A 23743-nucleotide genomic window follows, 5' to 3' on the forward strand; every position below is an offset into this window, starting at 1 on the left:
TCCTCCTTTCCCATTTGCGGTTCAGCGCCCGCCGGGGCGCCAGCGAATGACGGCCGCCTAGTGCGTCGTCATGCGGAAGGCCTCGCGTTCGATCTCCATGAAGACCCGGCCGGCTGTGCCGACCGAGGCATAGAGAACCGAATGTTCGGCTGCTTCCAGGTCCGAGAAAAAGTGCTCGGCCCAGGGACCGATATGCTTGTTCCAGAACGTCTTTTGATCTTCCAGCGTGGCCGGGCCGCCGAAACGGCCGACGATCATGCCGCCCATCATCTCCATCAGCGAGGCGATGTTGTCTTCGGGTTCGAACACGTTTGCCGCCCGGGTGATGCCCCGCGCCGCCATGTCGTTGCGCAGCTGCGCCAGCGGTTTCTCGTTCAGGAACCCGGTCAGGTAGAAGCTGGCATAGGGCAGCAGTTCTCCGCGCCCAAGCCCGATGAACAATGCGTTGAACTCGCGCTCGGCCGCTTCGGGCTTGGTCACCTTGGCCACGCGGGCCATGGCCTGAATGGCCTGGCCCAGATCTGTCTCGTCCCCCGACAACGCCGCGATCTGGCTCAGCAGAGTCTGGTCAGGCGGTGTGGCCAGCAGCAGGCCCAGAAAGTTGTAGAAATCCGCGCGCAGACGGTCCTCGGGGGAAATCTCGAACGTCTGCGGGTCGCGAATGTTCATCGGGTCATCCTTCGAATTCGAATTTCATGCGCCGCGGGGCCGGGGGGCGTTCATCCTCATCCGGTTGGATGGCGTCTGCCACTTCGACAGGGGGCGCGGGCTCGGCTTCAGGCTCGGGCGTTTCGGTTTCCGGCTCGGCTTCGGCCTCGACCGGGTGTTCCTCGGTGTCCTTCTGCTCGGCCAGCGCCTCGATATGGCGCAACATGCCTTTGCCCACCTGATAAGCCGTTTGCAGGTTTTCGACCACACACGCTGCGTCGGTGTAATCCTCGCCGTAATCGACCAGCCCGTCCACATTCGCCAGCACCGGGTTCAACCGCCACAAGCGCCGCAAGGCGCGGCGGCGCAGCCGGTCCGGCACGGCCTTGGCCATGAAGCCCGAAACATCGTCGCCCGCCTGCAGCAGGTCCGGGTCGGGCAGGTCAAGCTCGGCCAAAATCTCGGCGTCGGTCTTGTCTTCCAGTTCGACCTGCCGCGCGGCGATCTCCTGTGCGGTCAGGGCCTCTTGTTCGGCATGCGCTTCGGCCTGCACGGCGGCCTTGCGGCGAGACCAGAAATCCTGCCGGGTGCTCATTGTACGGCCCTCCGCGGGGCGCGGTAGACATCCGAGGTCTGGCGGATGCGCGCATCGCCCTTGCCATCTTCTACAAGATCCACCCGTTTCTTGTCGCGGCGGCGTTTGACGAACACCTCATCGCGGTGATGGGCCACAGTGAAATCGCGCACCCAGGCGATCAAGCCTTCGGTCATCGGGATCTTTTCCACGATCTCTTCGCCGGTATCGGCATAGTCCTGCCCTTCATAAGGTGACGCTGTGATCAGAAACGCGTTCAGCGGGCGATCACCTTCGGCATCGTCACGCAGGACAAGATACAGCGATGGCTGGCTGTCCGAGAGATTGGCCATATAGGCCTCGGTTTCGTCGGACCAGAGTTTCAAGGGCAGGGTGGCAGCGTGGTATTCGACCGCGTCGCCCTCGCGGCGCAGTTCGACCCAGTCGGCGGGCGGGGCGCCGGGCAGCACCGCGACAGCGCGCCAATTCCACCGGGCCCAGCGAGTGACCCCCGGTGTCTTGCGCACGACGACGCCAACCGGCATTTCGATCTGTTTTGCGGCCTCGGCCACTTTGATCCTCCCCGGAAAAGCTCTCCCCTGCCTTCCCTTAGGTTCACTATGGTACACAAATGGGCCACGTGCCAAGTCCGCAGCGGCCTGAAATGGTCGTGATCTGGAAAAAAATCGTCGCAAATGGGTCGCGGCGACGATCAGCCGACTTTGGCGGGCGAGGCAGAGTTTCTGACCAGAACCGGCCGCCACACGTTGCATGGGCGGCGTTTGGGTCTAAGGTTAGGGGCAAGGAAGAGATGCGGGGGGAACATGGTCACCAAATTGGTCTTGTGCGATTGCGCCGGAAGTCAGGCCCAGGACGGGCAGGGGATATCGGACGCCTGCGGTGCTGAATGCAGCAGGGTCCACACGGCGCTGTGCACCTCCGAACTGACCGCTGCGGCCAAGCTGATGCAGTCGGATGACCAGATCGTCATCGCCTGCGGTCAAGAAGCCCAAGTGTTTCAAGAACTGGCCGAGGAACTGGGCGTGGATCACCCCGGCTTTGTCGATCTGCGCGACCGGGCCGGCTGGTCCGAGCAAGGGCGGTCGGCGATGCCCAAGATGGCGGCGCTGGCGGCCGAGGCTCTGTTGCAACAGCCGATCACGCCCAGCGTGGATGTCATCAGCGAAGGCACCGCCTGCATCATCGGGCCGGGTGAGGTTGCGTTTGACCTTGCACAGCGACTGTCGGACACGATGGCGGTGACGGTGGTCGTCACCGATGAGGCGCAGCCTGACAGCCGGGCCTATGACGTGGTGCGCGCGCGGGTCCGGTCGGTCTCGGGGGCGCTGGGCGGGTTCAACCTGCGGTTGGATGCGTTGCAGCAGATTGATCCGGCCGGACGCGGTGCGTTTGCCTGGACCCCGCCGCGCGACGGTGCGGCGTCGGCCTGCGATGTGCTGATCGACCTGGCGGGGGGTACGCCCTTCGTGACGGCCCCGGACAAGCGCGAAGGCTACCTGCGCGCCGATCCGCGCGATGCGGTGGCGGTTGCCCGGTTGGCCTTTGACGCGGCGCAGCTGGTCGGGACTTTCGAAAAACCGCTGTATGTTCGGCTCGAAGAAACACTGTGCGCCCATTCGCGGGCCGGGCAGGTGGGCTGTTCCAACTGTCTGGACATCTGCCCCACCGGGGCCATCACCCCGGCCGGAGACCACGTGGCCATAGATCCGATGGTCTGCGCGGGTTGCGGTGAATGCGCGGCCCTGTGCCCCTCGACCGCGATCAGCTACGAGGACCCGCCGGTGGCGGCCCTGCTGGCCCGAATGCAGACCTTGGCGGCGACCTACCGTCGGGCCGGAGGGAGCGCCCCGCGCCTGTTTGTACATGATGCCCACGGGGCCGAGATGATCCGGCTGGCCGCGCGGTTCGGGCGCGGGCTGCCGGCCGATGTGATTCCGCTGGAGCTGGGTGTGGTGTCCGGCTTTGGACATGCCGAGATGCTGGCTGCCTTGGCTCATGGCTTTGCCCGGGTAGACATCCTGCTGGCCCCGACGACCGAGCGGGATGCGTTGGACCGCGAACTGCCGCTGGCGCTGGCCATCGCCGGAGCGGACGTCGTCGGAGTGATCGACGAAGCCGATCCCGATGCGCTGGCCGATCTGCTCTATGCGCAGGACGTTCCGCAGCCTCTGGCCCAACCGGTGCTGCCGCTGGGCAACCGGCGCCAGATCACGCGGTTGGCGGCGCAGGCGCTGCGCCCCGACGCGTCTCAGCCGCTGCCCCTGCCGGAACACGCGCCCTATGGCGCGGTGGCGGTGGACACCGAAGCCTGCACCCTTTGCCTGAGTTGCGTGTCGCTGTGCCCGTCAGGCGCATTGATCGACAACCCCGACATGCCTCAGCTGAACTTTCAGCAGGATGCCTGCCTGCAATGCGGGCTGTGCAAGACTATCTGTCCCGAAAGCGCGATCATCCTGGTGCCCGAACTGGACCTGAGCGACCGTGCGCTGTCGCCGCGTGTTCTGAACGAGGAAGCGCCCTTTGCCTGCATTGAATGCGGTGCTCTGTTCGGGGTGAAATCGACGGTCGAGCGGATCATGGAGAAGCTGGCCGGCAGCCACCCGATGTTCGCCTCGTCCGAGCAGGCGAAGATGATCCAGATGTGTGACGATTGCCGTGTGCAGGCGCAGTTCCACAGTCAGGACAACCCGTTTACCTCAAAGCCCAAGCCCAAGGTCGTTACCACCGATGACTACTTCAGCAAGCGCAAGGATCACTGAAGTTTGAGCGGTGCCCCCAGATCGGCCGCGCGGATGACCGAGACATAGGCGAGGATCGCCTCAACCTCGTCCTGCGTGAGCGTTACCGGATGAATGGGCGGGGGGCGTTCGGGGTTGAAGGGCGCAGTGATCCCTTCGATCTGTGTAAAGGACGGATGCGGGTTCAGGGCAAAGAATGCCTGGAACCGGTTCGACCAGTCCGGCATCGCGCGCAGCACCGCGAAGGACGGCGTGGAGCCCAACCCGTTCATCCGGTTCTGCGGCCCGATGACGTGACAGCGCCCGCAATGGGTCAGCGACAGCTTTTCACCCAGCAAGGCGTCGCCTTCGATGGTATCCGACTCGGGCGCAGCGACCGTTTCGAAACTGGCCGAGAACGGGCCGCCCTCGGTCGGTGCAAAACTTTCGACGGTGCGTTTGCCCACGTCGGACAACAGCCAATCCTGAAAGCGGGCCTGCCGCGGGTCGTCCTGAACGCGCAGGTGATAGATGTCGCCGCCGCGCTGAAACACCGGCTGTCCCGGTGGCCCGACCGCCAGAACCATCGCGCCACCTTCCTCCGCGACAACCCGGATTCCGGTCTTGAGCGAGAAGCGCGGAAGAATATGTTTCAAAAGACCCGAGCGTGCGACATCTTCCGGCGCGGCCAAACCAATCTCCTCCTGCGACCAAGAGGGGCTGGCGAAGAGCGTCAGGCTCAGGCACAAAAGAACAAAGCGCATGGCCCAGCCTAACGGTGACAGGGCGAATGCGTCAAATGAACGAACAAGACGGAGACACACGGCGATGAGCGGCGATTACAACATGTCGATGCGCAAATTCCTCAAACAGGTTGGCGTGACCAGCCAGCAGGCCATCGAAGATGCGCTGCGCAAGGCGGGCGATCCGGCGGGCAAAAGCTTTGAGGCCAAGATGGTCCTGACGATCGACGGCCTGGATGTCGAACACGTGGTGACAGGCCAGATCAAGGACGGCGACGCATGAGCATCCGCGACGCGGTTCTGGCGAACCTGAAAAAGATCACCGACCCGGTTTCGGGGCAGGACATCGTCAGCGCGGGCGTGGTCCGCGCGCTGAATGTCGAGGGCGACACCGTGCGCTTCGTTCTCGAGATCGACCCCAAGAATGCCGACAAGATGGAACCGGTACGCGCCACGGCCGAAAAGGCGGCGCAGATGGTCGACGGGGTGGCCAAGGTCTCAGCCCTGCTGACCGCGCATTCCGACAAGGCGCCGCCGGATTTGAAACCCAAGCCCAAGCCCTCGCAGACCGGGCCGCAGGCGGTGCCGGGGGTTGACCGGATCATCGCCGTGGCCTCGGGCAAGGGCGGGGTCGGAAAATCGACCGTTTCGGCCAACCTGGCCTGTGCACTGGCGGCCGAAGGGCGGCGCGTTGGATTGCTGGATGCTGATGTCTACGGACCTTCGCAGCCGCGCATGCTGGGCGTGTCCGGACGGCCGGCGAGCCCCGATGGCAAGACCATTCTGCCGCTGCGCAATCACGGGGTCACCATGATGTCGATGGGGTTGATGACCAACGAAGGTCAGGCGGTGGTCTGGCGTGGCCCGATGCTGATGGGCGCGCTGCAGCAGATGATGAGCCAGGTGCAATGGGGCGCGTTGGACGTATTGATCGTCGATCTGCCGCCCGGCACCGGTGACGTGCAGCTGACGCTGAGCCAGAAGTTCAAGGTGGACGGGGCGATCGTCGTCTCGACCCCGCAGGACGTGGCCCTGATCGACGCGCGCAAGGGCATCGACATGTTCCGCCAGCTGAAAACTCCGATCGTCGGCATGATCGAAAACATGTCCACGCATATCTGCTCGAACTGCGGGCACGAGGAACATGTGTTCGGCCATGGGGGCGTCGCCGCCGAAGCCGCCGAACTGGGTGTGCCGTTGCTGGGAGAAATCCCTCTGCATCTGGATATCCGAGTGGCCGCCGATGGCGGGGCGCCGATCGTGGTCAGCAAACCCGACAGCCCGCAGGCCGAGGCCTTCCGCAAGATCGCCCGCGACCTGATCGCCGCGGGCAAGGCATGACGCAGCCGGTCTTTCCCCCGTTGCTGTCCGGACACCCGGTGCAGGGTGGGGAAGACCCGTTCGACCATGCGCAGGCCATGGCGGCGCTGGGCTGCGATGCGGGCAGCGTCGTCTACAACATCCAGGCGGATCGCCTGCGCGCGGCCATCGTCTTTGCGCCCGAGGTGCCCTTGCAGGACGCCATGGCCATGCTGCCGCTGTGCGCCGTCGGGTTCCAGAACGCGCTGGGCGCGCTGGCTCCGCCCGAGGTGGCGGTTCATCTGGGCTGGGATGGTCCGATTTTCGTCAACGGGGCCCGCTGTGGCCGATTTCGTGTGGCCGCGTCTACCTCCGACTCGGAAACCGTGCCCGACTGGCTGGTCGTCGGCTGGGAACTGGCCTTGCTGCAAACCGGGGACGAGCCGGGCAAGTCGCCCGATGTGACAGCCCTGTATGACGAAGGCTGCGCAGATGTGTCCCCGGTGCAGCTGGTCGAGAGCTGGTCGCGTCACATGCTGACCTGGCTGAACCGCTGGTCCGAGGATGGCAACGCGCCGTTGCACGGGGAATGGATGGGCTTGCTGCAGGGCGTCGGAGAGCCCTATGGTGATCGCGGCGTGTTTCTCGGGGCCGATGAGCGGTTCGGCATGCTGTTGCGGAACGGTGCGGATACGCAGCTTGTTCCCTTGACCCGTCTGTTGGAGGACGCCCATTGAACCTGGCCCGCGCCATTCATTTCGACGAAAGCGACCTGAACGTCTTTCACTCACCCGCCCGAACGGGCGAGTGGTGCATCTCGGGCGGGTTCGAGTTTTCGAACTGGGGCGAGGCAGACCTGGCCGGCAAGGCGCGTCAAGCCTTTGCCAACGGGTGGCTGGGGCTTGAAACCTTCGGGCGCGTGACCTTCGTGGCGGTGACGCAGATCGAACCGGCCGAGATGGAGCGGCTGGCCACCAACCTGGCCGAGCATTTCGTGCGCCTTTACGGCGCGCCCTCGGTCGAGGCGGCGCTGGACGTGGCCCGGGCCGAGCTGGCCCATATGTCCGAGATGTGTGACGATCATGCCCCCAACACCCTGCTGACCGTTGCCCGCAGCCTGACCGAGTCCGGCGTTCACGAGGCGTTTCGCGTGATCACGCCGCAAGAGGCCGAGTTGGAGGCCTTTGCCGTGCACGGGTCATTGGACGAGTAATTACAAAAGGTCGGCAAAACCGCCGAACTGTCCGCGCTTGAAGATCAAGCCTTTGCCGGTGCGGTACATGACCTGTTCGACCTCTCCCACGAGAATCAGATGATCCCCGGCCTCGTGGCGGGCAGACAATGTGCAGTCAAATCGGGCCAGACACTGGCTCAGCTGCGGCCGACCTTTGTGATCCGGGGACCAGTCTGCATGCGAGAAATCGAGGCCATTGCGGGCAAAACGAAGGGCCAGATCCTGCTGATCCTCGGCCACGACATGGATCGAGTAATGTTGCGCTGCTTGAAAGGCCCCGTAACGGTTCGACTCTTTTGCCAGACACCACAGGACCAATGGTGGATCCAGCGACACTGATGCAAACGAGTTGACGGTGATGGCCGAGGGACCGTCCGGGGTGCTGGTCGTGACGACCGTCACACCAGTGCCAAAGCACCCGAGAGCCTCGCGGAAGGCCATGCTTTGATCGGGTCCGGGTTTGAATGTTCTTTCGGTCATCGCGCGCTCGTTTGGTGGCCGGGCACGGGGTGCCATGCCGCAGCAGAATTGTCCACGAAAAGCTGTATCGCGATCAATAGGCTGATTCAGTTCAGGTCTTCCAGCAGCCGACCGTGCTTGCGGGTTTCTACGATCACGTCGCCGAATGTCTGCATACCGCGTGCAGCCAGCATCGGCAGCATCCGCACCAATGCTTCAGCCGTCGCAACCGCATCCCCCAAAGCCGTGTGGCGGAGCGTCTCGGGGATTTCCACGCCCAGTCTTTCGCACAAAGCGTCGAGCGTATGGGTTTCGCTGGCTCCGAAAAGGACCGCTGACAGCAGAACCGTGTCCAGGATGGGGTGATCCCAAGTCACTTCCATGCGCTTGGCATGACGGCGCAGAAACGCCATGTCGAATGGTGCGTTATGCGCCACGATCACGGCATCACGGGCGAAGTGGTGGAACATGCGCCCGGCTTGCGCGATATCGGGCGCGTCCTGCACCATACGGTCACTGACCTTGTGAACCTTGGTCGAAGCGGGTGGGATCGGAATGCCCGGATTGACCAGCGTGTCCAGCCGCTCGCCCTCGACGATGCGCCCCTTGACGACACGGACGGCACCGATCTGCACGATCTCGTCCTTGTGCGGCAGCAAACCGGTGGTTTCGGTGTCGAAGACCACAAAGCACAGTTGCGATAGCGGGCGGTTTTCGAACGCCTCGTCGCCTGGGGTGTCCAGAAGATCGAAATCATAGACCAGAGGGCGCGCGGCCTCTGGCGGAATGCGGGCGACGCTGTCTTCGAAGATCAGCATATAGCCCGGCGCATCGCCCAGCGGTTTCATGCGTGCCGTGTAGGTTTGGCGCCCGTCCACGCTGGCGAGGGTGCAATAGACATCCATGCCGGTTTTCCCCAGCTTCTCATAAGCGTCCAGCAGAGGTTTGCGTTCGAGATAGTCGAACAGCGAGGCGTTCAAGCGGGGATGGGCGATCTGCGCCAGAACCTCGGCGGCCTGCGCGTCGTACAGAACGATCTGGTGGTTTGGCCCCGCCAGCAGCATCGCGACCGGGATCTCGGACAGAAGCGCGGTCAGACGTTCTTTCTCTGACGCCAGATGCGCGGTTTCGGCGGCAACGGCTTCGGCGGTGGACAGGGCGGTGGTGGCCAGTCGTTCGGCAAGGCTGGCGGCAGCGGGGGCCAGATCACCCAGATAGCGTGCCGCCTGCAGGTCAAGATCGGTATCCACCCCCGCATGTGCACGCGCACGCAGCTGCGCCGACAGGCGTTCGATCGGTTTGGCCACGTTGTCGTCGAACAGCAGCCAGACACCAGCGACCAGCCCAAGCAAGCCAAACGAGATCAGCAGGCCGCTGAACACGAAGGCGCTGGTCATGTCCGCGGGATCGGCCCGGCGCAGGCCAAGCCAAAGCGCGATCAGAGTGATGGCGATGCCACCCGCGGCAAGCAAGCAGAAGAACAGAAAAATTCTCAGGCGCAGGCTCAGGCGGGTCAGCATGGTTAGGCCTCACAAGTAGCGGAGACCACCGGATCATCCTGGCCAACCGGCACCCAATCGGCACCGACCAGACGCCCGTCATCCGAGAACTCGGCCCCATCGGCCAGACTTGCCCGGCTGTATTCGGCGCAGTTCACCGCGATCGGCATCTTGGATACCGGCGCCCAGCGGCCAAAGAAGTACAGGTCGATCAGGCGCTGATCCGGCACCTGCGCATTGGTCCGCAACGAGGCCGTATCGACGGCCGCGAACCGGTCGACATACGGCACCGCATAGGTCCAGGGGCGATAGAGCGCGCGGCTTTCGACCTCCTGCACGACGGTCAGGCCCTCGGGCAGGGCGTCACGGGTGCGGTCGTACCACGAATACTCGCTGATGATCGTGACTGCGATCATGCCCAAACCGGCTGCAACCGGAGCCGACCATTTCGGCAGGCGGCCACCGGTCAGCCGGTTCAAACCCATCACGAGGCCCGCGATGGCAAAACCCGCAAAGATCGTGCCGATCAGCTCAAGAAACATCTTCCTCCTCCGTTCTTCCTGCCGGGGTCTTTACCCCAGCATCCCCTTGCCGTGCCCGACCGCGGATTGCATCGTCTTTACCACGACAAACGCGTCCCGAAGATGACTTCGCTCAAAGTCCGACAGTTCCGACGGCGCAAGATAGTTGTCTGGCTTGTCGCCATTCCTGATCTGTTTGACCTGATGGTTCAACCGGGTTTCCGCGATCAGGTCATAGGCATCGAGCAGGTCCCGCGCGCCCGACGGGCTGAGCACCCTGGCGGCCTCAGCGGCCTTGAGGCGCGCGCGGGTGTTCACCTCGGTCAATTCACCCTGCAGGCTGTAGACGCGGCCCAGATCGACCACCGGGACCACGCCGTTGTGCTTGAGGTCCAGCGTGTTGCGATGCTCGCCCGAGCGGATCGTGGCGATCCCGCGCAGCAGGCCCAGCGGCGGCGTGTGCTTCAGAGAATTCGAGATCATGTGCGCAACGAAGATCGAGTTCGCCCGCGCCGCGCGCAGGGTTTCGGCCTGCAGGTCGGAAAACAGCTCGAACCGGCCACCGATGGGGCGCAGGTCGAACATGACCGAGGCCAGCATCTGCGCCTCGGGGTTGGGCTTGGCGATCCAGCCGTTGAAATAGTCGCGCCAGACCCGGACCGGCTGCCGCCAGCGCGGATTGGTCGCCATCATGTCGCCGGGGCAATAGAAATACCCGCAGGTATCCAGCCGGTCGGACACGAATTTGGCCAGCGCCTCGAAATAGGGCAGGTCGGCATCGGTGACGCTGTCATCCAGCATCAGGCAATTGTCCTGGTCGGATACGCCTGTCTGCTCCTGCCGGCCTTGCGAGCCGCAGGCCAGCCAAAGATAGGGGACGGGCGCCGGGCCGAGTTTCTGCTCGGCCAGCGCCAGCAGCCGGCGCGTCGCGGCGTCAGCGATGTCGGTGATCAGGCGGGTGACGATTTCGTGCCGGTTGCCCGCCGCCACCAGTTGCACCAGCAGGTTCGGGATCTCGGCCGTGACCGCGGCCATCTCGGTCGCCGACCCGGCCTGCGCGATGCGGCTGACCAGTTCGGCCGAGCTGACCGCCTGGAACCGGGTCAGGTCGGTCTGGGTGACGATTCCGACCAAGCGCCCGCCCTCGGTGATGGGGATATGGCCGATACCGCGTTCCAGCATCGCGTGCAGCACGTCCGAGCCGATGTCGCCGGGCGACAGGGTCAGCGGGTCCGGGGTCATGATCTGTGACACCGGGGTCGTCGGGGGCAGGGCGCCCGCCACGACCTTGCCCGACAGGTCCCGAACCGTGGCAATGCCGCGCAACGCCCCGCGCTCGGTGATGCAGACCGACGAAATGCCCCGGTCGCGCATCAGGCGCGCGGCTTCCTGAACGGACGTATCCGGGGTGCATGTGGCCGGCTTGCGCGCCATCAGGGTCTCGACCCGGGTGGTGGCCAGTGATTGCTGTTCAGGTCGCGCAGGGCGGGCCCGATTGAAGAATTTGGCGACGACGACGTGACGCTGGAGCAAATCGGAAAATAGGTCAGTTGGGATGATCAGCAGAACCGAGGGCGCGTCAGCCGTTGCTGTGGTCACCGCGCGCCCGTCGCGCATCAGACCACGTTCGCCGAACGAGTTGCGCAGGCCCAGATGGGATACGACCGCGCCGTTTTCGTCGGTGATCTCGACCTGGCCTTCGTAGATGATGAACAGGCCGGGCGACTGCGCGCCGCGGTGATAGATGACGGTTCCTTTTGGGATTTCACGCGCTTCGATCCGGGCGGCGATGTCGGCCAGTTCCTCGACAGGCAGCGCGTCATAGGGGTGCACGGATTTCAGGAACCGGGTGATCTGTTCAGGTGAAAGCGCCATGGGTTCGCCCGTCCGCTTGAATGAAAAGCCCCGCCCGGGGTTTAGCCGGGCGGGAAAAGTTGGTCGAGGGAAACGGCCCGTGATGCATCATCGCGGACCGCATCCGGCTCAGTGGTCCTGAGCCGCGCCCGCACCACGGGGAATGCGCACGCTTTCGACCAGATCCTTGATCTCCTGCGGGGTTTCCTTGGTCATGCCGGCAACCACATAGGCGACGCCGAAGTTGACCATGGCGCCGATCGCACCGAACGAGGTCGATTTGATCGGACCCAGCAGCGGGTCTGCATCGGTGAACGAGTTGGTGCCCGGAATGAACAGCCAGCCCTTGTGCAGGAAGATGTAGACCAGGGTGACGGTCAGACCAGCCAGCATGCCCGCGACCGCGCCGGTGTTGTTGATGCGGGTCGAGAAGATCCCCATCATCAGCGCCGGGAAGATCGAGGCCGCCGCCAGACCGAAAGCCAACGCCACGGTTTGCGCCGCAAAGCCCGGAGGGTTGAGGCCCAGATAGGTGGCAACCACGATGGCCACGGCCATTGCGATCCGCGCCGCCAGAAGCTCGCCCTTCTCCGAGATGCTCGGGTTGATCGAGCCCTTGATCAGGTCGTGCGACACCGCCGACGAGATTGCCAGCAGCAAGCCCGCAGCGGTCGAAAGCGCAGCCGCAAGACCACCGGCCGCGACCAGACCGATCACCCAACCCGGCAGGTTGGCGATTTCGGGGTTGGCCAGAACCAGGATGTCGCGGTTGAAATTGGTCAACTCGTTGCCGACCCAGCCCTTTTCTTCGGCAAGCGCCTGCATGTCGGCGTTCTTGTCGTTGTAGTACTGGATCTTGCCGTCGCCGTTTTTGTCTTCCCAGCCCAGCAGGCCGGTTTTCTGCCATGTGGCCATCCAGTCATAACGGGCATCGTTGTCGATCTGCTCCAGCGATACAGCGCCGCCTTCGATGCCCCCGTTCGGCCACATCATGTCGGTGATATTCAGACGGGCCATGGCACCAACCGCGGGGGCGGTCAGGTACAGCAGCGCGATGAACACCAGCGCCCAACCGGCCGACCAGCGGGCGTCCGACACTTTGGGAACGGTGAAGAAGCGCATGATGACGTGCGGCAGGCCGGCGGTGCCGATCATCAGCGACAGGGTGAACAGAACCATGTTCAGCGTGTTCGAATGATGAGCGGTGTATTCCGCAAAGCCCAGCTCGGCCACGATGGCGTCCAGCTTGGTCAGCAGCGGCTCACCGCCGGCGGTGTCGCCGAACAGGCCCAGGGCCGGGATCGGGTTGCCGGTCAGCTGCAGCGAGATGAAGATCGCCGGAATGGTGTAGGCGGTGATCAGCACGCAGTACTGAGCGACCTGGGTATAGGTCACGCCCTTCATGCCGCCGAACACCGCATAGGCAAACACGACGCCCGCGCCGATCAGCAGACCGGTGGTGTTCGACACTTCCAGAAAGCGGCCAAAGGCCACGCCCACGCCGGTCATCTGGCCGATCACGTAGGTGACCGAGGCCACGATCAGACAGATCACCGCCACGACGCGCGCGGTCTGGCTGTAGAAGCGATCGCCGATGAATTCGGACACGGTGAACTTGCCGAACTTGCGCAGATAGGGCGCAAGCAGAAGCGCCAGCAGCACGTAGCCGCCGGTCCAGCCCATCAGGAACGAGCTGTTGTCATAGCCGGTAAAGGCAATAAGGCCCGCCATCGAGATGAACGAGGCCGCCGACATCCAGTCTGCTGCCGTGGCCATGCCGTTGGTGACCGGGTGAATGCCGCGCCCGGCGGCATAGAATTCCGACGTGGACCCCGCGCGGGCCCAGATCGCGATGCCGATGTAGAGCGCGAACGACGCGCCCACAAACAGCAGGTTGATGGTAAACTGATCCATTGTCCCCTGGCTCCCTTATTCTTCTTCGACGCCGTATTCGGCATCCAGTTTGTTCATGCGCCAGGCGTAGAAGAAGATCAGCGCCAGAAAGACCAGGATCGATCCCTGTTGCGCGAACCAGAAGCCCAGGTCGGTGCCGCCGACGGCGATGCCCGACAGCAACGGGCGCAGCAGAATGCCGAACCCGAAAGACACCAGCGCCCAGATGATGAGGCTGATGTAGATGAGACGCAGGTTTGCCTGCCAATAGCCCTTGTCGGACTCGGCAGTCTGCGCGGAGTTTGTTGAATTATCCGCCATTGCGGTTTCCTCCTTGGTTCCTCCAGGGCGGCCCGGTGCATTTGTCCTCCGGCGTAGGGCCGCCATTCGATTGCGCCGAGCGCCGCGATGGCGCCAGGCAAAGCTTCTCCGGTCCGCCAGAGCGGTTCCGTTGAAGAAACTCGTGTCGGGGTCAGTGCCCGCTTTGGGGAGTCCTCTTCCCCTTACCGCATCGCGTCGCCCACGATGCTTTCCAGGCCACGGGCGATCTGATCGATCTGCCCCATGGCATCCAGTTTTCCGAGTACGCCGCGATCCTTGTAGTAGTCGATCAAAGGCGCGGTTTGTTCGTGATAGGCCTCCAGCCGGGACGCCACGGTTTCGGCATTGTCATCGGCGCGGCGGCTGAATTCGGTGCTGCCGCACTTGTCACAAACACCGTCCACCTTCGGCTGCTTGTACTGATCGTGGTAGCCTTCACCGCACATTGCGCAGGTGTAGCGTCCGGCGATCCGGGTGACCATCTCGGCGTCCTCGACCTCGAGGCTGATGGCCGCATTCACCTTCTGCCCGTTTTCGGCCAGCAGCTTGTCCAACGCTTCGGCCTGAACCGTGGTACGGGGAAACCCGTCCAGGATGACACCGCACGCGCAATCGGGCTCGGCAATGCGATCGCGCAGGATTGCGATGACGATGTCGTCGCTGACCAGGTCGCCGGCTTCCATCACTGCTTTCGCGGCCTTTCCGGCCTCGGTTCCGGCAGCAACCGCGGCGCGCAGCAGGTCGCCCGTGCTGAGTTGCACAAGGCCGAATTTCTGTTCCAGCATTCGCGCCTGTGTGCCCTTCCCGGCGCCCGGAGGGCCGAGAAGGATCAGGACAGCGGGCTTTGTGATTGTTTCAGCCTGCATCACGCCCTCACTTGTTGGCCCGGTTGGCGATCAGATCTTCGACGACGGACGGGTCGGCCAGGGTCGAGGTATCGCCCAGCGAGCCGAAGTCGTTCTCGGCGATCTTGCGCAGAATGCGGCGCATGATCTTGCCCGAACGGGTCTTGGGCAGGCCCGGAGCCCATTGGATCACGTCAGGGCTGGCGATCGGTCCGATTTCTGTCCGGACCCATGTGCGCAGCTCTTTCAGCAATTCATCCGAGGGCTCTCGGTCATTCATCAGGGTGACGTAGCAATAGATGCCTTGGCCCTTGATTTCATGGGGATAACCAACGACGGCCGCTTCGGCGACGGCGGCGTGAGCCACCAGTGCGCTTTCGACTTCGGCGGTACCCATGCGGTGGCCAGACACGTTGATGACGTCATCGACGCGGCCGGTGATCCAGTAATCGCCATCTTCGTCGCGGCGGCAGCCGTCACCGGTGAAGTAATACCCCTTGTAGTCCGAGAAATAGGTCTTCTCGAACCGCTCATGGTCGCCCCACACGGTGCGCATCTGGCCCGGCCAGCTGTCCTTGATGCACAGCACGCCTTCGACCCCGTTGCCGGTGATCTCGATGCCCGACTGCGGATCCAGCACGACGGGTTGAACGCCAAAGAAGGGTTTCATCGCCGAACCGGGCTTGGTCGCATGCGCGCCGGGCAGGGGGGTCATCATGTGGCCGCCGGTCTCGGTCTGCCACCAGGTGTCGACGATCGGACATTTCCCCTTGCCGACCACCTCATTGTACCAGTTCCAGGCCTCGGGGTTGATGGGTTCGCCCACCGTGCCGAGCGTTTTCAGGGAACTCAGGTCGCATTTTTCTACGAACTCGTTGCCCTGACCCATGAGCGCGCGGATCGCGGTGGGGGCGGTGTAGAACTGGTTGACCTTGTGCTTCTCGCAAACCTGCCAGAACCGCGAGGCGTCGGGATAGGTCGGCACGCCTTCGAACATCAGTGTGGTCGCGCCATTGGCCAGCGGGCCATAGACGATATAGCTGTGGCCGGTGACCCAGCCCACGTCCGCCGTACACCAGTAGATGTCGCCGTCATGATAGTCGAAGGTGATTTCGTGGGTCATCGCGGCATAAACCAGGTAGCCGCCGGTGGTGTGCACCACGCCTTTCGGCTGTCCGGTCGAGCCCGAGGTGTAAAGGATGAACAGCGGATCTTCAGCGTTCATCTCGGCCGGCGCACAATAATCGTCGGCCTCCAGCGCCATTTCGTTGTAGTCGTAGTCGCGCCCGTCGATCCAGGTCGTCTGGCCACCGGTGCGCTTGACCACCAGACACTTTACCGTGTCCTTGCAGTGCAGCAGGGCGGCGTCGGCGTTCGATTTCAGCGGAGTCTTGCGGCCGCCGCGCGGGGCCTCGTCGGCGGTGATGATGACCTTGGCGTCACAACCGTTGACCCGAGCGGCCAGCGCGTCGGGCGAGAAGCCGGCAAACACGATCGAGTGGATCGCGCCAATGCGTGCGCAGGCGAGCATGGCATAGGCGGCCTCGGGGATCATCGGCAGATAGATGACGACCCGGTCGCCTTTGCGCACGCCCATCGATTCCAGAATGTTCGCCATGCGGCAGGTGCGGCGGTGCAGCTCGGCATAGGTGATGTGCTGGGCTTCGTCATTCGGATCATCCGGTTCCCAGATGATCGCGGTCTGATCGCCGCGGGTCTTCAGGTGACGGTCCAGGCAGTTGGCCGAGACGTTCAGCGTGCCGTCGGCATACCAGTTGATCTTGACCGAGCCGAAATCGTAGTTGACGTCCTTGACCTGAGTGTAAGGCTTGATCCAGTCGATCCGCTTGCCATGCTCACCCCAGAATTTCACGGGGTCGTTGACAGATGCCTCGTACATCTGGGTGTATTTTTCGGCATCGACATGAGCGCGGGCGACGGTTTCTGCGGATGGCGGAAATACCTTGGCTTCTGCCTGGGCAGCGGTGGTCATTCTGAGGCTCCTCCCTCTGACTGGACTTCAGGTGGACCGAGTTTGCCCAATTGATTGGCATTGTCGATCCGTTTCCTCCCCGGTCGGGATAATACGCCTTCGAGAAAAGAAAGAAATAAATTGCCGTAATCCTTGGATTTGTTTGTAAACAAGTTTCCGTTTCTCGAGCCATTTTGTAAATTCGACCGAGTTGAGTTTGCGATAACATGATAAAAAACAATTATTTACAGATTATGGAGTTGTTAACGGCCCAGTGTGACACCTTTTCTCCTGTGGGTCGAACGTGTCGGCGGGGCTTTCTGGGCCGTGCAGAAATCAACGCTTTCACGGGTGCACCATTCGGGCGGCGGGGCTTGGCACGTGTCGATGTTGGCGCTAGCTTTACTCTCAAGCGCCCCGGGAGGGGGTGCACCAATGGGAGAGATCATTATGAACAAGATGTTGAGCGGAGCGGCCATCGCCGCCCTTGGCGTTGCTTTTGTCACCGAGGCGGCTGCGACCGAGTGGAATGCCTCGGTCTGGGGCAAGCGCCGCGCCTTCACCGAACATGTTGAGAAACTGGCCGAACTGGTCAGCGAGAAAACCGATGGCGCGTTCACCATCAACGTCAGCTATGGCGGCCTTTCCAAGCCCAAGGAAAACCTGGACGGCATCGAAATCGGCGCCTTCGAGATGGCCCAGTTCTGCGCTGGTTACCATCGCGACAAGAACCGCGCGATCACCGTCCTGGAACTGCCGTTCCTGGGTGTGAACACACTGGATGAGGAAGTGGCCGTCAGCCACGCGGTCTACGATCACCCTGCGGTCAAGGAAGAGATGGCTCAGTGGAACGCTCGGATCCTCATGACCTCGCCGATGCCGCAGTACAATCTGGTCGGGACAGGCGAGCCGCGTGACGAACTGGCAGAGTTTGAAGGTATGCGCGTTCGTGCGACCGGGGGCCTTGGTCAGGCGTTCGAGGCCGTTGGTGCCGTTCCGACATCGGTTCCGGCGACCGAAGCCTATAATGCGATGCAGTCCGGTGTTGTGGACACCGTTGCATTTGCTCAGCACGCACACCTGTCGTTCGGCACCATCAATGAGGCCGACTGGTGGACCGCGAACCTGAACCCCGGCACGGTGAACTGCCCAGTGGTCGTGAACATCGACGCCTATGAAGCACTGCCGCCCGAGCACCGTGAGGCGCTGGACAGCTCGATCGACGAGGCGATTGACCACTACCTGACCAACTACGGTGAGCTTCTGAAAAAGTGGGATGGCGTGCTCGAAGAAAAGGGCGTTGAGAAAGTGATGATCGATGACTCCGTTCTGGACGAGTTCCGTGCCAAGGCGGCCGACCCGATCCGCGACCAGTGGATTGCTGACATGTCCGCCCAAGGCCTGCCGGCGCAGGATCTTTACGACCTGGTGCAGGCAACGCTGAAGCAGCAGCGCGGCGGCAACTGATAAAAAACAGCCGGGGGCTGAAACGCCCCCGGGATCATCTGGAACAGGGGACAACCGGATGGCAGGACACGCCACGGTATTGGAGGACGGCAGCCTCCTGAGCCGTCTCGACCGGCAATTGCTGCGACTTGAACGATTTCTGGCCCTTCTCAGCGGCATCGCCGTTTTCGGTTTGATGGTGTTGGCTGTTGTGTCCGTCAGCGGACGCAACGCGATCAACGCGCCATTGCCGGGCTATGTCGACTGGATCGAGCAGGCCATGCCTCTGATCGCGTTTCTTGGCATTTCCTATGTGCAGCGGGACGGCGGGCACATCCGCATGGACATCGTGATCGCACGGCTGCACGGGCGCGCAATGTGGTTGTTCGAGCTGATTTCGGTCGTACTGATCCTGGTCCTGATGTTGGCTTTGGTCTGGGGCAGCTGGTCCCATTTCGATCGATCGTTTGATTTCGGCGCACCGATGTGGAGCCGTGACAGCTCGATCGACATTGGTATTCCGATCTGGCCCGCCAAGCTGTTGGCGCCAGTTGCCTTCTCCGTTTTGTGTCTGCGGTTGTGTCTCCAGATCTGGGGGTATGGTCGGGCGTTCCTTTTGGGGCTGGAAACTCCGGTTGCGGTGCCGCTGATCCAGGACGCCGCCGCGCAGGCCGCGGCCGAAGCCGAGCAGTTTGAGAGGCAGGACTGACAAATGGACACGATTGAAATCGGCCTGTGGGTCACGGGCGGCCTGCTGGTTCTTGTCGTCGGGGGCATGCGCGTTGCGTTTGCCGCAGGCCTTGCAGGGCTGGTAGGGCTGGTCTGGATATTCTGGGCCAAATTCGGATACGACCCGGATCGGTTTGGTAAGGCTTTGACCGTTGCCGTCAAGACGGCGGGGCAGGTGCCGCATTCCAAAGTGGCCTCGCACACGCTCAGCCTGATCCCAACTTTCATCCTGATCGGATACCTGGCCTATTACGCGGGATTGACCCGGGCGTTGTTCGAAGCGGCCAAGCGCTGGGTCGCCTGGGTGCCGGGTGGTTTGGCGGTGTCCACGGTTTTCGCGACGGCCGGCTTTGCAGCCGTGTCAGGCGCGTCAGTGGCTACGTCGGCCGTCTTTGCCCGCATTGCCATCCCCGAGATGCTGGACGTCGGCTACAACAAAAGGTTTGCCGCAGGCGTCGTGGCCGCAGGCGGTACTTTGGCGTCGCTGATCCCACCTTCCGCGATCCTCGTGATCTACGCGATCATCGTCGAGCAGGACGTAGGCAAACTGCTGCTCGCCGGGTTCATCCCCGGTGCGTTTTCAGCGGTGATCTACGGATTGCTGATCATCGGTATCGCGGTTTTCTTCAAAAACGTGGGTCCGCCGGTGCGTGGCTTTACCTGGAAACAGCGCTTTGCCGCGTTGCCCGGTGCGCTGCCGATCTTCGCGGTAATCCTGATCATCATCTGTTTTGTCTACAACCCATTCGGTGACAAGGCGTGGGGAACGCCGACCGAGGGCGGCGCAATCGGTGCATTCATCGTGTTCTGCTTTGCTCTGTTTCACGGCATGCGCTGGACCGAGCTGAAGTCGGCGCTGTTGGAAACCGCCAAGCTGACGGCGATGATCTTCTCGATCATCTGGGGTGTCTTGATCTACGTGCGCTTTCTGGGTTTCGCCGACCTGCCCGGAGCGTTCTCGGATTGGATCACTTCCCTCCATATGTCACCCATGCTGATCCTGATCTGTATCCTGTTGGCGTATGCCGTGCTTGGCATGTTCATGGATGCAATCGGGATGCTGCTGCTGACTCTGCCGGTGGTCTATCCTGCCGTCATGGCCCTGAACGGGGGCGAGGCGGTAAGCGCGGCCGACAGCACATTTGGCATGTCGGGCCCCATGTGTGCGATCTGGTTTGGTATTCTGGTGGTCAAGATGGCCGAGTTCTGTCTGATCACGCCGCCAATCGGCCTGAACTGCTTCGTGGTCGCCGGCGTGCGCCCAGACCTGAGCGTTCAGGACGTGTTCAAGGGCGTTGCTCCGTTCTTCGTCGCTGATGCGGTGACGATTGCGCTGCTGGTCGCGTTTCCGGCGATCGTTCTGTATCTGCCATCGCTTGCCGGCTGAGGTTTTGGGCAATCCAGGCACGGGCTTTGATGCGTGGCTCTGCCGCGCGCATAGAAAATTCGGGCGGCACGAAATCTCGGTGCCTCAGTGGACCCAATACCTCAGTGTCGCAAAGACTGAGCGGGGGCAGCGCCCCCATCCGGCCTAACCGCAAAACAGGGCGATACGGCTCACTTGGCCCGCATGAGCATGCCAAACAGGTCGCGCGGATCGTCCGGGTCCGCCAGCATGTCCAGGGGCTCGAAAAACTCGGTTCCCTCGATCGCGCGCTTGACGTAGCGCAGGGCCGAGAAGTCCTCGATCGCGAAACCAACGCTGTCGAACAGAGTGATCTGCCGGTCGTCACGGCGACCTTCCGCCTGGCCGGTGATGACCTGCCACATCTCGGTGACCGGGTGGTCAGGGTCCAGCGCTTGAATTTCACCTTCGATCCGGGTCTGCTCGGGGTATTCCACGAAGATGTCGGACCGCAGAAGAATGTCGCGATGCAATTCGGTCTTTCCGGGGCAGTCGCCTCCGATCGCATTGATGTGCACGCCCGGGCCGACCATGTTGTCGGTCAGGATGGTGGCATATTTCTTGTCGGCGGTGCAGGTGGTGATGATCTGCGCGCCCTCGATCGCCTCTTCGGCCGAGCGACACGAAACCACCTTCAACCCGGTCCCTTGCAGATTGGCCGCGCATTTCGCGGTGGCGGCGGGATCGATGTCGTAAAGGCGAACGGTATCAATCCCGCACATGGCCTTGAAGGCCAGGCATTGGAATTCGGACTGCGCGCCATTGCCGATCATCGCCATCGTGGACGCATTCTTGGGGGCTAGGTACTTGCCGACCAGCGCCGAAGTGGCCGCGGTGCGCAGCGCCGTCAGCATCGTCATCTCGGTCAGCAGAGTCGGATACCCGGTGTACACGTCCGCAAGCAGGCCGAACGCGGTGACGGTCTGCAACCCTTCGGACGTGTTCTTGGGGTGGCCGTTCACATATTTGAACCCATAGGCCTCGCCGTCCGAAGTGGGCATCAGTTCGATCACGCCATGCGGGGAATGAGCCGGGATGCGCGGGGTCTTGTCAAAGCTCTCCCACCGTTTGAAGTCCTCCTCGATCTGGGCGGCGATCTCGGTGATCATTCTTTCGACACCGATGTGGTGAATCAGCCGCATCATGTTGTCGACGGATACGAAGGGAACAAGCGCCTTGTCGGAAGGTTGCATGGGGTCTCTCCTAGCGGCGTGACAGGTGGATGCCTGCGATCATGCAGCGCACCGACCCGCCGGCGGTTTCGATGGTGGGAACGGACAACGGCAGGGGCGTCGCGCTGTCCTGGATGATGTCGATCTGATCCGGGCGCAGCGCGGCCAATGCCCGGCTGGACAGCGCCAGAACCAGCCCGTCGCGGCCTGTCAGTTCGATGGCGTTACCGGCAAATTCGGCGATCTGGTCGTGGGTCAGGTCGATCACCGTGCGGCCGGATTCCTCGAGCCGCGCCCGAACGGTCGCGCGCCGCTCGGGGTCGGTGATCATGTCCAGACAGATCAGGGCGTAATGCGTGCCGATCCCCATCAGAACATTGGTGTGATAGACATCGCGGCCTTGCGCGTCGCGGGCCTCGAAGGCGATGGGCTCGTAGTTGAAATGGGTGCAGAACCGTTCCAGCAGCACCGGGTCGGCGCGGTTGGATTTGACGGTATAGGCAATGCGCCCGACGTGATCGAGCACCATCGCACCGGTGCCCTCCAGCGCGAGGTTGTCCTGCTCGAGCCCGGAATAGTCGATCACGTCCTGTACGCGATAGTCGCGTTTCAGCATCTCGATCACATCCATCCGCCGTTCGCGCCGGCGCGAGGGGACGAACATCGGATAGATCGCCACGTGTCCGCCCGGATGGGTCGAGAACCAGTTGTTCGGAAACACGCTGTCGGGCGTGTCGTTGTCACCGAAATCGTCGAACACATGCACGGTCACGCCGGCGTTGCGCAGTTGCTCGACCGCGCGGTCATGCTCGTCGCGGGCGGCGGCCGAGGTCGCCTCGGCCGAGCGGTTGGCCAGCGTCTGGAACGCATTGTCGTCACGGGTCTCGGGGTTCGAGGCAAAGGCGTGTGGCCGGATCATGACCACCGCCGAAGGGGCCTGAAGGGAATGCATCAGAAGCTCCGGGTAATGCGGTCGAAGATGCGGCGCCCCAGCAGCGAGGCGGCTAGGTCGACCATCAGTTTGGCGGTGCGGCCGCGTTCATCGAGAAAAGGGTTCAGCTCGACCAGGTCCAGCGAGCAGACCAGCCCGCTTTCGTGCAGCAGTTCCATGGCCAGATGCGCTTCGCGTTCGGTCGCACCGCCGGGAACGGTGGTGCCGACGGCCGGCGCGATGGCGGGGTCAAGGAAATCCACGTCCAGCGAGACATGCAGAATACCGTTCGCGGCGCGGACGCGGTCCAGAAAGGCCATTAGCGGGGCCTTGATGCCGTGTTCGTCGATGCTGCGCATGTCGGCCAGCATGGCGCGGTCTTTCTCCAGCGCCGCGCGCTCGGCCGGATCGACCGAGCGCAGGCCGATCATGCCGACGCGGTCCGTGGGTATCGGAGCATCCAAAGCGGGGAAAGCGTCGAACCCAGGCTGACCGATGAAATAGGCGACCGGCGTGCCATGCAGGTTGCCGCTGTCGGTGCTGTTGGGCGTGTGGAAATCGCTGTGCGCGTCCAGCCAAAGCACGAACAACGGGCGCCCGATCTGCTGCGCATGGGCGGCCATGCCCGAGACTGTGCCCATCGACAGGGCGTGGTCCCCGCCCATGAAGATCGGCAGACCTTGTTGGGCCGCCTGTTGCGCGACCCGTTTCAAAGCCCGAGTCCACCCTACGCATTCGGGTAGGGCAAAGAGGTGATCATGTTGCGGAGTGTCGACAGTGTCCGGGCGGGTGTCGCCAAAGTCTGTGACCGTGTGCCCGAGGTCTGACAGCGCCTCGGCGATTCCGGCCACGCGGTACGCGTCGGGTCCCATCCGGCAACCCTGGCGCCGCTTGCCGACGTCCATGCCGGCGCCAACGAGAATGACTGATTTGGTATCCATACGTTCATTTAGCGGTGCAATGCGGGTTGCGTGAAGGAGGCAAAATGCTCAAAATGAAATCCGAAAATCCAAATTGGAAACACGGAATGGACGATCTGGACAGCCGCTTGCTCAGCGCCCTTCACCGAGATGCTCGCGCGTCCCTGTCAGAGCTTGCAGAAGTGCTGGGTGTAACGCGGACGACCGTGCGCAGCCGGCTGCAGCGGCTCAAGCAATCGGGTGAGATTGTGGGCTTTACTGTCCTGACCCGTCGCGACGTCGCGCAAAGCCCGGTGCGCGGGTTGATGATGCTGGAAATCGAAGGGCGCGGGACCGAGCGCATCATGGCCCGGATCGCGGCGATGCGGCAGGTGCGGGCGGTGCATTCCACCAATGGCGGATGGGACCTGATCGCCGAGATTGGGACCGAGACGCTGGCCGAACTGGACGAGGTTCTGTTCCAGATCCGCCGCATCGAAGGCGTGACCCGCTCCGAGACCAATCTGCTTCTGTCCACCCGAAAAGGCCGCTTCTGAACCG

Annotated in this window: 24 protein-coding genes; 9 read left to right on the plus strand and 15 right to left on the minus strand. The window is 62.9% G+C overall.

Translation table 11 applies throughout. The features are described from left to right. Positions 1 to 57: 57 nt before the first annotated feature. Genes AC2FML_RS01095 through AC2FML_RS01105 form a run of 3 tightly spaced genes read right to left on the minus strand, consistent with a single transcriptional unit; the run spans position 58 to position 1794 of the window. Complete coding sequence (locus AC2FML_RS01095) at positions 58 to 669, minus strand: TorD/DmsD family molecular chaperone (protein WP_149775837.1); 612 nt, start codon at positions 667 to 669, stop codon at positions 58 to 60. A 4-nt stretch (positions 670 to 673) separates the two neighbouring features. Further along, positions 674 to 1243, minus strand: a complete 570-nt coding sequence (locus AC2FML_RS01100; RefSeq protein WP_496781605.1) for a DUF3306 domain-containing protein — start codon at positions 1241 to 1243, stop codon at positions 674 to 676. Further along, on the minus strand, positions 1240 to 1794 hold the full coding sequence (locus tag AC2FML_RS01105; RefSeq protein ID WP_170366945.1) for a DUF3305 domain-containing protein: 555 nt from the start codon (positions 1792 to 1794) through the stop codon (positions 1240 to 1242). Before AC2FML_RS01105 ends, AC2FML_RS01100 begins: the two co-directional genes overlap by 4 nt. Positions 1795 to 2046: 252 nt before the next feature. On the opposite strand from AC2FML_RS01105, the gene AC2FML_RS01110 reads away from it, so the two are divergent. Continuing rightward, on the plus strand, positions 2047 to 4002 hold the full coding sequence (locus tag AC2FML_RS01110; protein WP_496781607.1) for a 4Fe-4S binding protein: 1956 nt from the start codon (positions 2047 to 2049) through the stop codon (positions 4000 to 4002). On the opposite strand, the gene AC2FML_RS01115 is transcribed toward AC2FML_RS01110, so the two are convergent. Continuing rightward, on the minus strand, positions 3996 to 4724 hold the full coding sequence (locus AC2FML_RS01115; RefSeq protein WP_496781608.1) for a c-type cytochrome: 729 nt from the start codon (positions 4722 to 4724) through the stop codon (positions 3996 to 3998). The genes AC2FML_RS01110 and AC2FML_RS01115 overlap by 7 nt on opposite strands. Positions 4725 to 4788: 64 nt before the next feature. On the opposite strand from AC2FML_RS01115, the gene AC2FML_RS01120 reads away from it, so the two are divergent. The 4 genes from AC2FML_RS01120 to AC2FML_RS01135 are packed head-to-tail and all read left to right on the plus strand — an operon-like array spanning position 4789 to position 7215. Further along, positions 4789 to 4986, plus strand: a complete 198-nt coding sequence (locus AC2FML_RS01120) for a DUF6494 family protein (RefSeq protein WP_005983748.1) — start codon at positions 4789 to 4791, stop codon at positions 4984 to 4986. Next, positions 4983 to 6044 carry an Mrp/NBP35 family ATP-binding protein gene (locus AC2FML_RS01125; protein ID WP_170524130.1) on the plus strand — a complete coding sequence of 354 codons (1062 nt, stop codon included), beginning with the start codon at positions 4983 to 4985 and terminating at the stop codon, positions 6042 to 6044. The genes AC2FML_RS01120 and AC2FML_RS01125 overlap by 4 nt, the downstream gene beginning before the upstream one ends. After that, entirely contained in the window at positions 6041 to 6739 is a 699-nt protein-coding gene (locus AC2FML_RS01130; protein WP_496781610.1) for a biotin/lipoate--protein ligase family protein, read from the plus strand. The genes AC2FML_RS01125 and AC2FML_RS01130 overlap by 4 nt, the downstream gene beginning before the upstream one ends. Beyond that, positions 6736 to 7215 (plus strand): DUF6505 family protein, encoded by a 480-nt coding sequence (locus tag AC2FML_RS01135; RefSeq protein WP_170437244.1) that lies wholly within the window; start codon positions 6736 to 6738, stop codon positions 7213 to 7215. Before AC2FML_RS01130 ends, AC2FML_RS01135 begins: the two co-directional genes overlap by 4 nt. Here the strand turns inward: AC2FML_RS01135 and AC2FML_RS01140 are convergent, their stop codons facing one another. From AC2FML_RS01140 to acs, 8 genes are all read right to left on the minus strand, one after another. Further along, complete coding sequence (locus tag AC2FML_RS01140; protein WP_170371219.1) at positions 7216 to 7716, minus strand: flavin reductase family protein; 501 nt, start codon at positions 7714 to 7716, stop codon at positions 7216 to 7218. An 86-nt stretch (positions 7717 to 7802) separates the two neighbouring features. Further along, complete coding sequence (locus AC2FML_RS01145; RefSeq protein WP_496781612.1) at positions 7803 to 9215, minus strand: 3'-5' exonuclease; 1413 nt, start codon at positions 9213 to 9215, stop codon at positions 7803 to 7805. Positions 9216 to 9217: 2 nt separating this feature from the next. Continuing rightward, positions 9218 to 9736: a hypothetical protein gene (locus AC2FML_RS01150; RefSeq protein ID WP_170366953.1), complete on the minus strand. Its 519-nt coding sequence runs from the start codon at positions 9734 to 9736 to the stop codon at positions 9218 to 9220. A 30-nt stretch (positions 9737 to 9766) separates the two neighbouring features. After that, the gene (locus tag AC2FML_RS01155) at positions 9767 to 11590 is read right to left on the minus strand and encodes a DUF294 nucleotidyltransferase-like domain-containing protein (RefSeq protein ID WP_496781613.1); all 1824 of its coding nucleotides are present in this window, start codon (positions 11588 to 11590) and stop codon (positions 9767 to 9769) included. A 108-nt stretch (positions 11591 to 11698) separates the two neighbouring features. After that, entirely contained in the window at positions 11699 to 13483 is a 1785-nt protein-coding gene (locus tag AC2FML_RS01160; protein ID WP_170461908.1) for a sodium:solute symporter family protein, read from the minus strand. Between the two features lie 15 nt (positions 13484 to 13498). Then, the gene (locus tag AC2FML_RS01165) at positions 13499 to 13783 is read right to left on the minus strand and encodes a DUF4212 domain-containing protein (protein ID WP_093962930.1); all 285 of its coding nucleotides are present in this window, start codon (positions 13781 to 13783) and stop codon (positions 13499 to 13501) included. Between the two features lie 182 nt (positions 13784 to 13965). Further along, positions 13966 to 14649 carry an adenylate kinase gene (locus tag AC2FML_RS01170; protein WP_496781615.1) on the minus strand — a complete coding sequence of 228 codons (684 nt, stop codon included), beginning with the start codon at positions 14647 to 14649 and terminating at the stop codon, positions 13966 to 13968. Between the two features lie 7 nt (positions 14650 to 14656). Continuing rightward, positions 14657 to 16621 carry an acetate--CoA ligase gene (gene acs, locus AC2FML_RS01175; RefSeq protein ID WP_496781617.1) on the minus strand — a complete coding sequence of 655 codons (1965 nt, stop codon included), beginning with the start codon at positions 16619 to 16621 and terminating at the stop codon, positions 14657 to 14659. Between the two features lie 429 nt (positions 16622 to 17050). Here acs and AC2FML_RS01180 point away from each other — a divergent pair, with 429 nt between their 5' ends. Genes AC2FML_RS01180 through AC2FML_RS01190 form a run of 3 tightly spaced genes read left to right on the plus strand, consistent with a single transcriptional unit; the run spans position 17051 to position 20162 of the window. Beyond that, the gene (locus tag AC2FML_RS01180; RefSeq protein ID WP_170582055.1) at positions 17051 to 18067 is read left to right on the plus strand and encodes a C4-dicarboxylate TRAP transporter substrate-binding protein; all 1017 of its coding nucleotides are present in this window, start codon (positions 17051 to 17053) and stop codon (positions 18065 to 18067) included. Positions 18068 to 18125: 58 nt separating this feature from the next. Then, a complete protein-coding gene (locus tag AC2FML_RS01185) occupies positions 18126 to 18755 on the plus strand; it encodes a TRAP transporter small permease subunit (protein WP_170363648.1) in 630 nt (209 codons plus the stop codon). Between the two features lie 3 nt (positions 18756 to 18758). Further along, complete coding sequence (locus AC2FML_RS01190; RefSeq protein ID WP_170437255.1) at positions 18759 to 20162, plus strand: TRAP transporter large permease; 1404 nt, start codon at positions 18759 to 18761, stop codon at positions 20160 to 20162. A 170-nt stretch (positions 20163 to 20332) separates the two neighbouring features. On the opposite strand, the gene ocd is transcribed toward AC2FML_RS01190, so the two are convergent. From ocd to rocF, 3 genes are read right to left on the minus strand one after another with little or no spacing between them, the layout of a single operon-like run. Continuing rightward, positions 20333 to 21373 carry an ornithine cyclodeaminase gene (gene ocd / locus AC2FML_RS01195; RefSeq protein WP_170461915.1) on the minus strand — a complete coding sequence of 347 codons (1041 nt, stop codon included), beginning with the start codon at positions 21371 to 21373 and terminating at the stop codon, positions 20333 to 20335. A gap of 10 nt (positions 21374 to 21383) precedes the next feature. Further along, positions 21384 to 22304 (minus strand): citrulline utilization hydrolase CtlX, encoded by a 921-nt coding sequence (gene ctlX, locus AC2FML_RS01200; protein ID WP_170433083.1) that lies wholly within the window; start codon positions 22302 to 22304, stop codon positions 21384 to 21386. Further along, complete coding sequence (gene rocF, locus AC2FML_RS01205; RefSeq protein WP_496781619.1) at positions 22304 to 23224, minus strand: arginase; 921 nt, start codon at positions 23222 to 23224, stop codon at positions 22304 to 22306. The genes ctlX and rocF overlap by 1 nt, the downstream gene beginning before the upstream one ends. 86 nt (positions 23225 to 23310) lie before the next feature. Here rocF and AC2FML_RS01210 point away from each other — a divergent pair, with 86 nt between their 5' ends. Then, complete coding sequence (locus AC2FML_RS01210; protein WP_093961837.1) at positions 23311 to 23739, plus strand: Lrp/AsnC family transcriptional regulator; 429 nt, start codon at positions 23311 to 23313, stop codon at positions 23737 to 23739. Positions 23740 to 23743: the final 4 nt, after the last annotated feature.

The organism is Ruegeria sp. BHSC029, assembly GCF_059613085.1.

Bases quoted from the DNA above. Each gene is read 5' to 3' on its own strand.
- AC2FML_RS01165 (WP_093962930.1), bottom strand. From the start codon at position 13,783: ATGGCGGATAATTCAACAAACTCCGCGCAGACTGCCGAGTCCGACAAG.
- ctlX (WP_170433083.1), bottom strand. From the start codon at position 22,304: ATGCATTCCCTTCAGGCCCCTTCGGCGGTGGTCATGATCCGGCCACAC.
- AC2FML_RS01115 (WP_496781608.1), bottom strand. From the start codon at position 4,724: ATGCGCTTTGTTCTTTTGTGCCTGAGCCTGACGCTCTTCGCCAGCCCC.
- AC2FML_RS01095 (WP_149775837.1), bottom strand. From the start codon at position 669: ATGAACATTCGCGACCCGCAGACGTTCGAGATTTCCCCCGAGGACCGT.
- AC2FML_RS01140 (WP_170371219.1), bottom strand. From the start codon at position 7,716: ATGACCGAAAGAACATTCAAACCCGGACCCGATCAAAGCATGGCCTTC.
- rocF (WP_496781619.1), bottom strand. From the start codon at position 23,224: ATGGATACCAAATCAGTCATTCTCGTTGGCGCCGGCATGGACGTCGGC.
- ocd (WP_170461915.1), bottom strand. From the start codon at position 21,373: ATGCAACCTTCCGACAAGGCGCTTGTTCCCTTCGTATCCGTCGACAAC.
- acs (WP_496781617.1), bottom strand. From the start codon at position 16,621: ATGACCACCGCTGCCCAGGCAGAAGCCAAGGTATTTCCGCCATCCGCA.
- AC2FML_RS01100 (WP_496781605.1), bottom strand. From the start codon at position 1,243: ATGAGCACCCGGCAGGATTTCTGGTCTCGCCGCAAGGCCGCCGTGCAG.
- AC2FML_RS01120 (WP_005983748.1), top strand. From the start codon at position 4,789: ATGAGCGGCGATTACAACATGTCGATGCGCAAATTCCTCAAACAGGTT.
- AC2FML_RS01210 (WP_093961837.1), top strand. From the start codon at position 23,311: ATGGACGATCTGGACAGCCGCTTGCTCAGCGCCCTTCACCGAGATGCT.
- AC2FML_RS01170 (WP_496781615.1), bottom strand. From the start codon at position 14,649: ATGCAGGCTGAAACAATCACAAAGCCCGCTGTCCTGATCCTTCTCGGC.
- AC2FML_RS01160 (WP_170461908.1), bottom strand. From the start codon at position 13,483: ATGGATCAGTTTACCATCAACCTGCTGTTTGTGGGCGCGTCGTTCGCG.
- AC2FML_RS01150 (WP_170366953.1), bottom strand. From the start codon at position 9,736: ATGTTTCTTGAGCTGATCGGCACGATCTTTGCGGGTTTTGCCATCGCG.
- AC2FML_RS01155 (WP_496781613.1), bottom strand. From the start codon at position 11,590: ATGGCGCTTTCACCTGAACAGATCACCCGGTTCCTGAAATCCGTGCAC.
- AC2FML_RS01145 (WP_496781612.1), bottom strand. From the start codon at position 9,215: ATGCTGACCCGCCTGAGCCTGCGCCTGAGAATTTTTCTGTTCTTCTGC.
- AC2FML_RS01185 (WP_170363648.1), top strand. From the start codon at position 18,126: ATGGCAGGACACGCCACGGTATTGGAGGACGGCAGCCTCCTGAGCCGT.
- AC2FML_RS01180 (WP_170582055.1), top strand. From the start codon at position 17,051: ATGAACAAGATGTTGAGCGGAGCGGCCATCGCCGCCCTTGGCGTTGCT.
- AC2FML_RS01190 (WP_170437255.1), top strand. From the start codon at position 18,759: ATGGACACGATTGAAATCGGCCTGTGGGTCACGGGCGGCCTGCTGGTT.
- AC2FML_RS01110 (WP_496781607.1), top strand. From the start codon at position 2,047: ATGGTCACCAAATTGGTCTTGTGCGATTGCGCCGGAAGTCAGGCCCAG.
- AC2FML_RS01125 (WP_170524130.1), top strand. From the start codon at position 4,983: ATGAGCATCCGCGACGCGGTTCTGGCGAACCTGAAAAAGATCACCGAC.
- AC2FML_RS01130 (WP_496781610.1), top strand. From the start codon at position 6,041: ATGACGCAGCCGGTCTTTCCCCCGTTGCTGTCCGGACACCCGGTGCAG.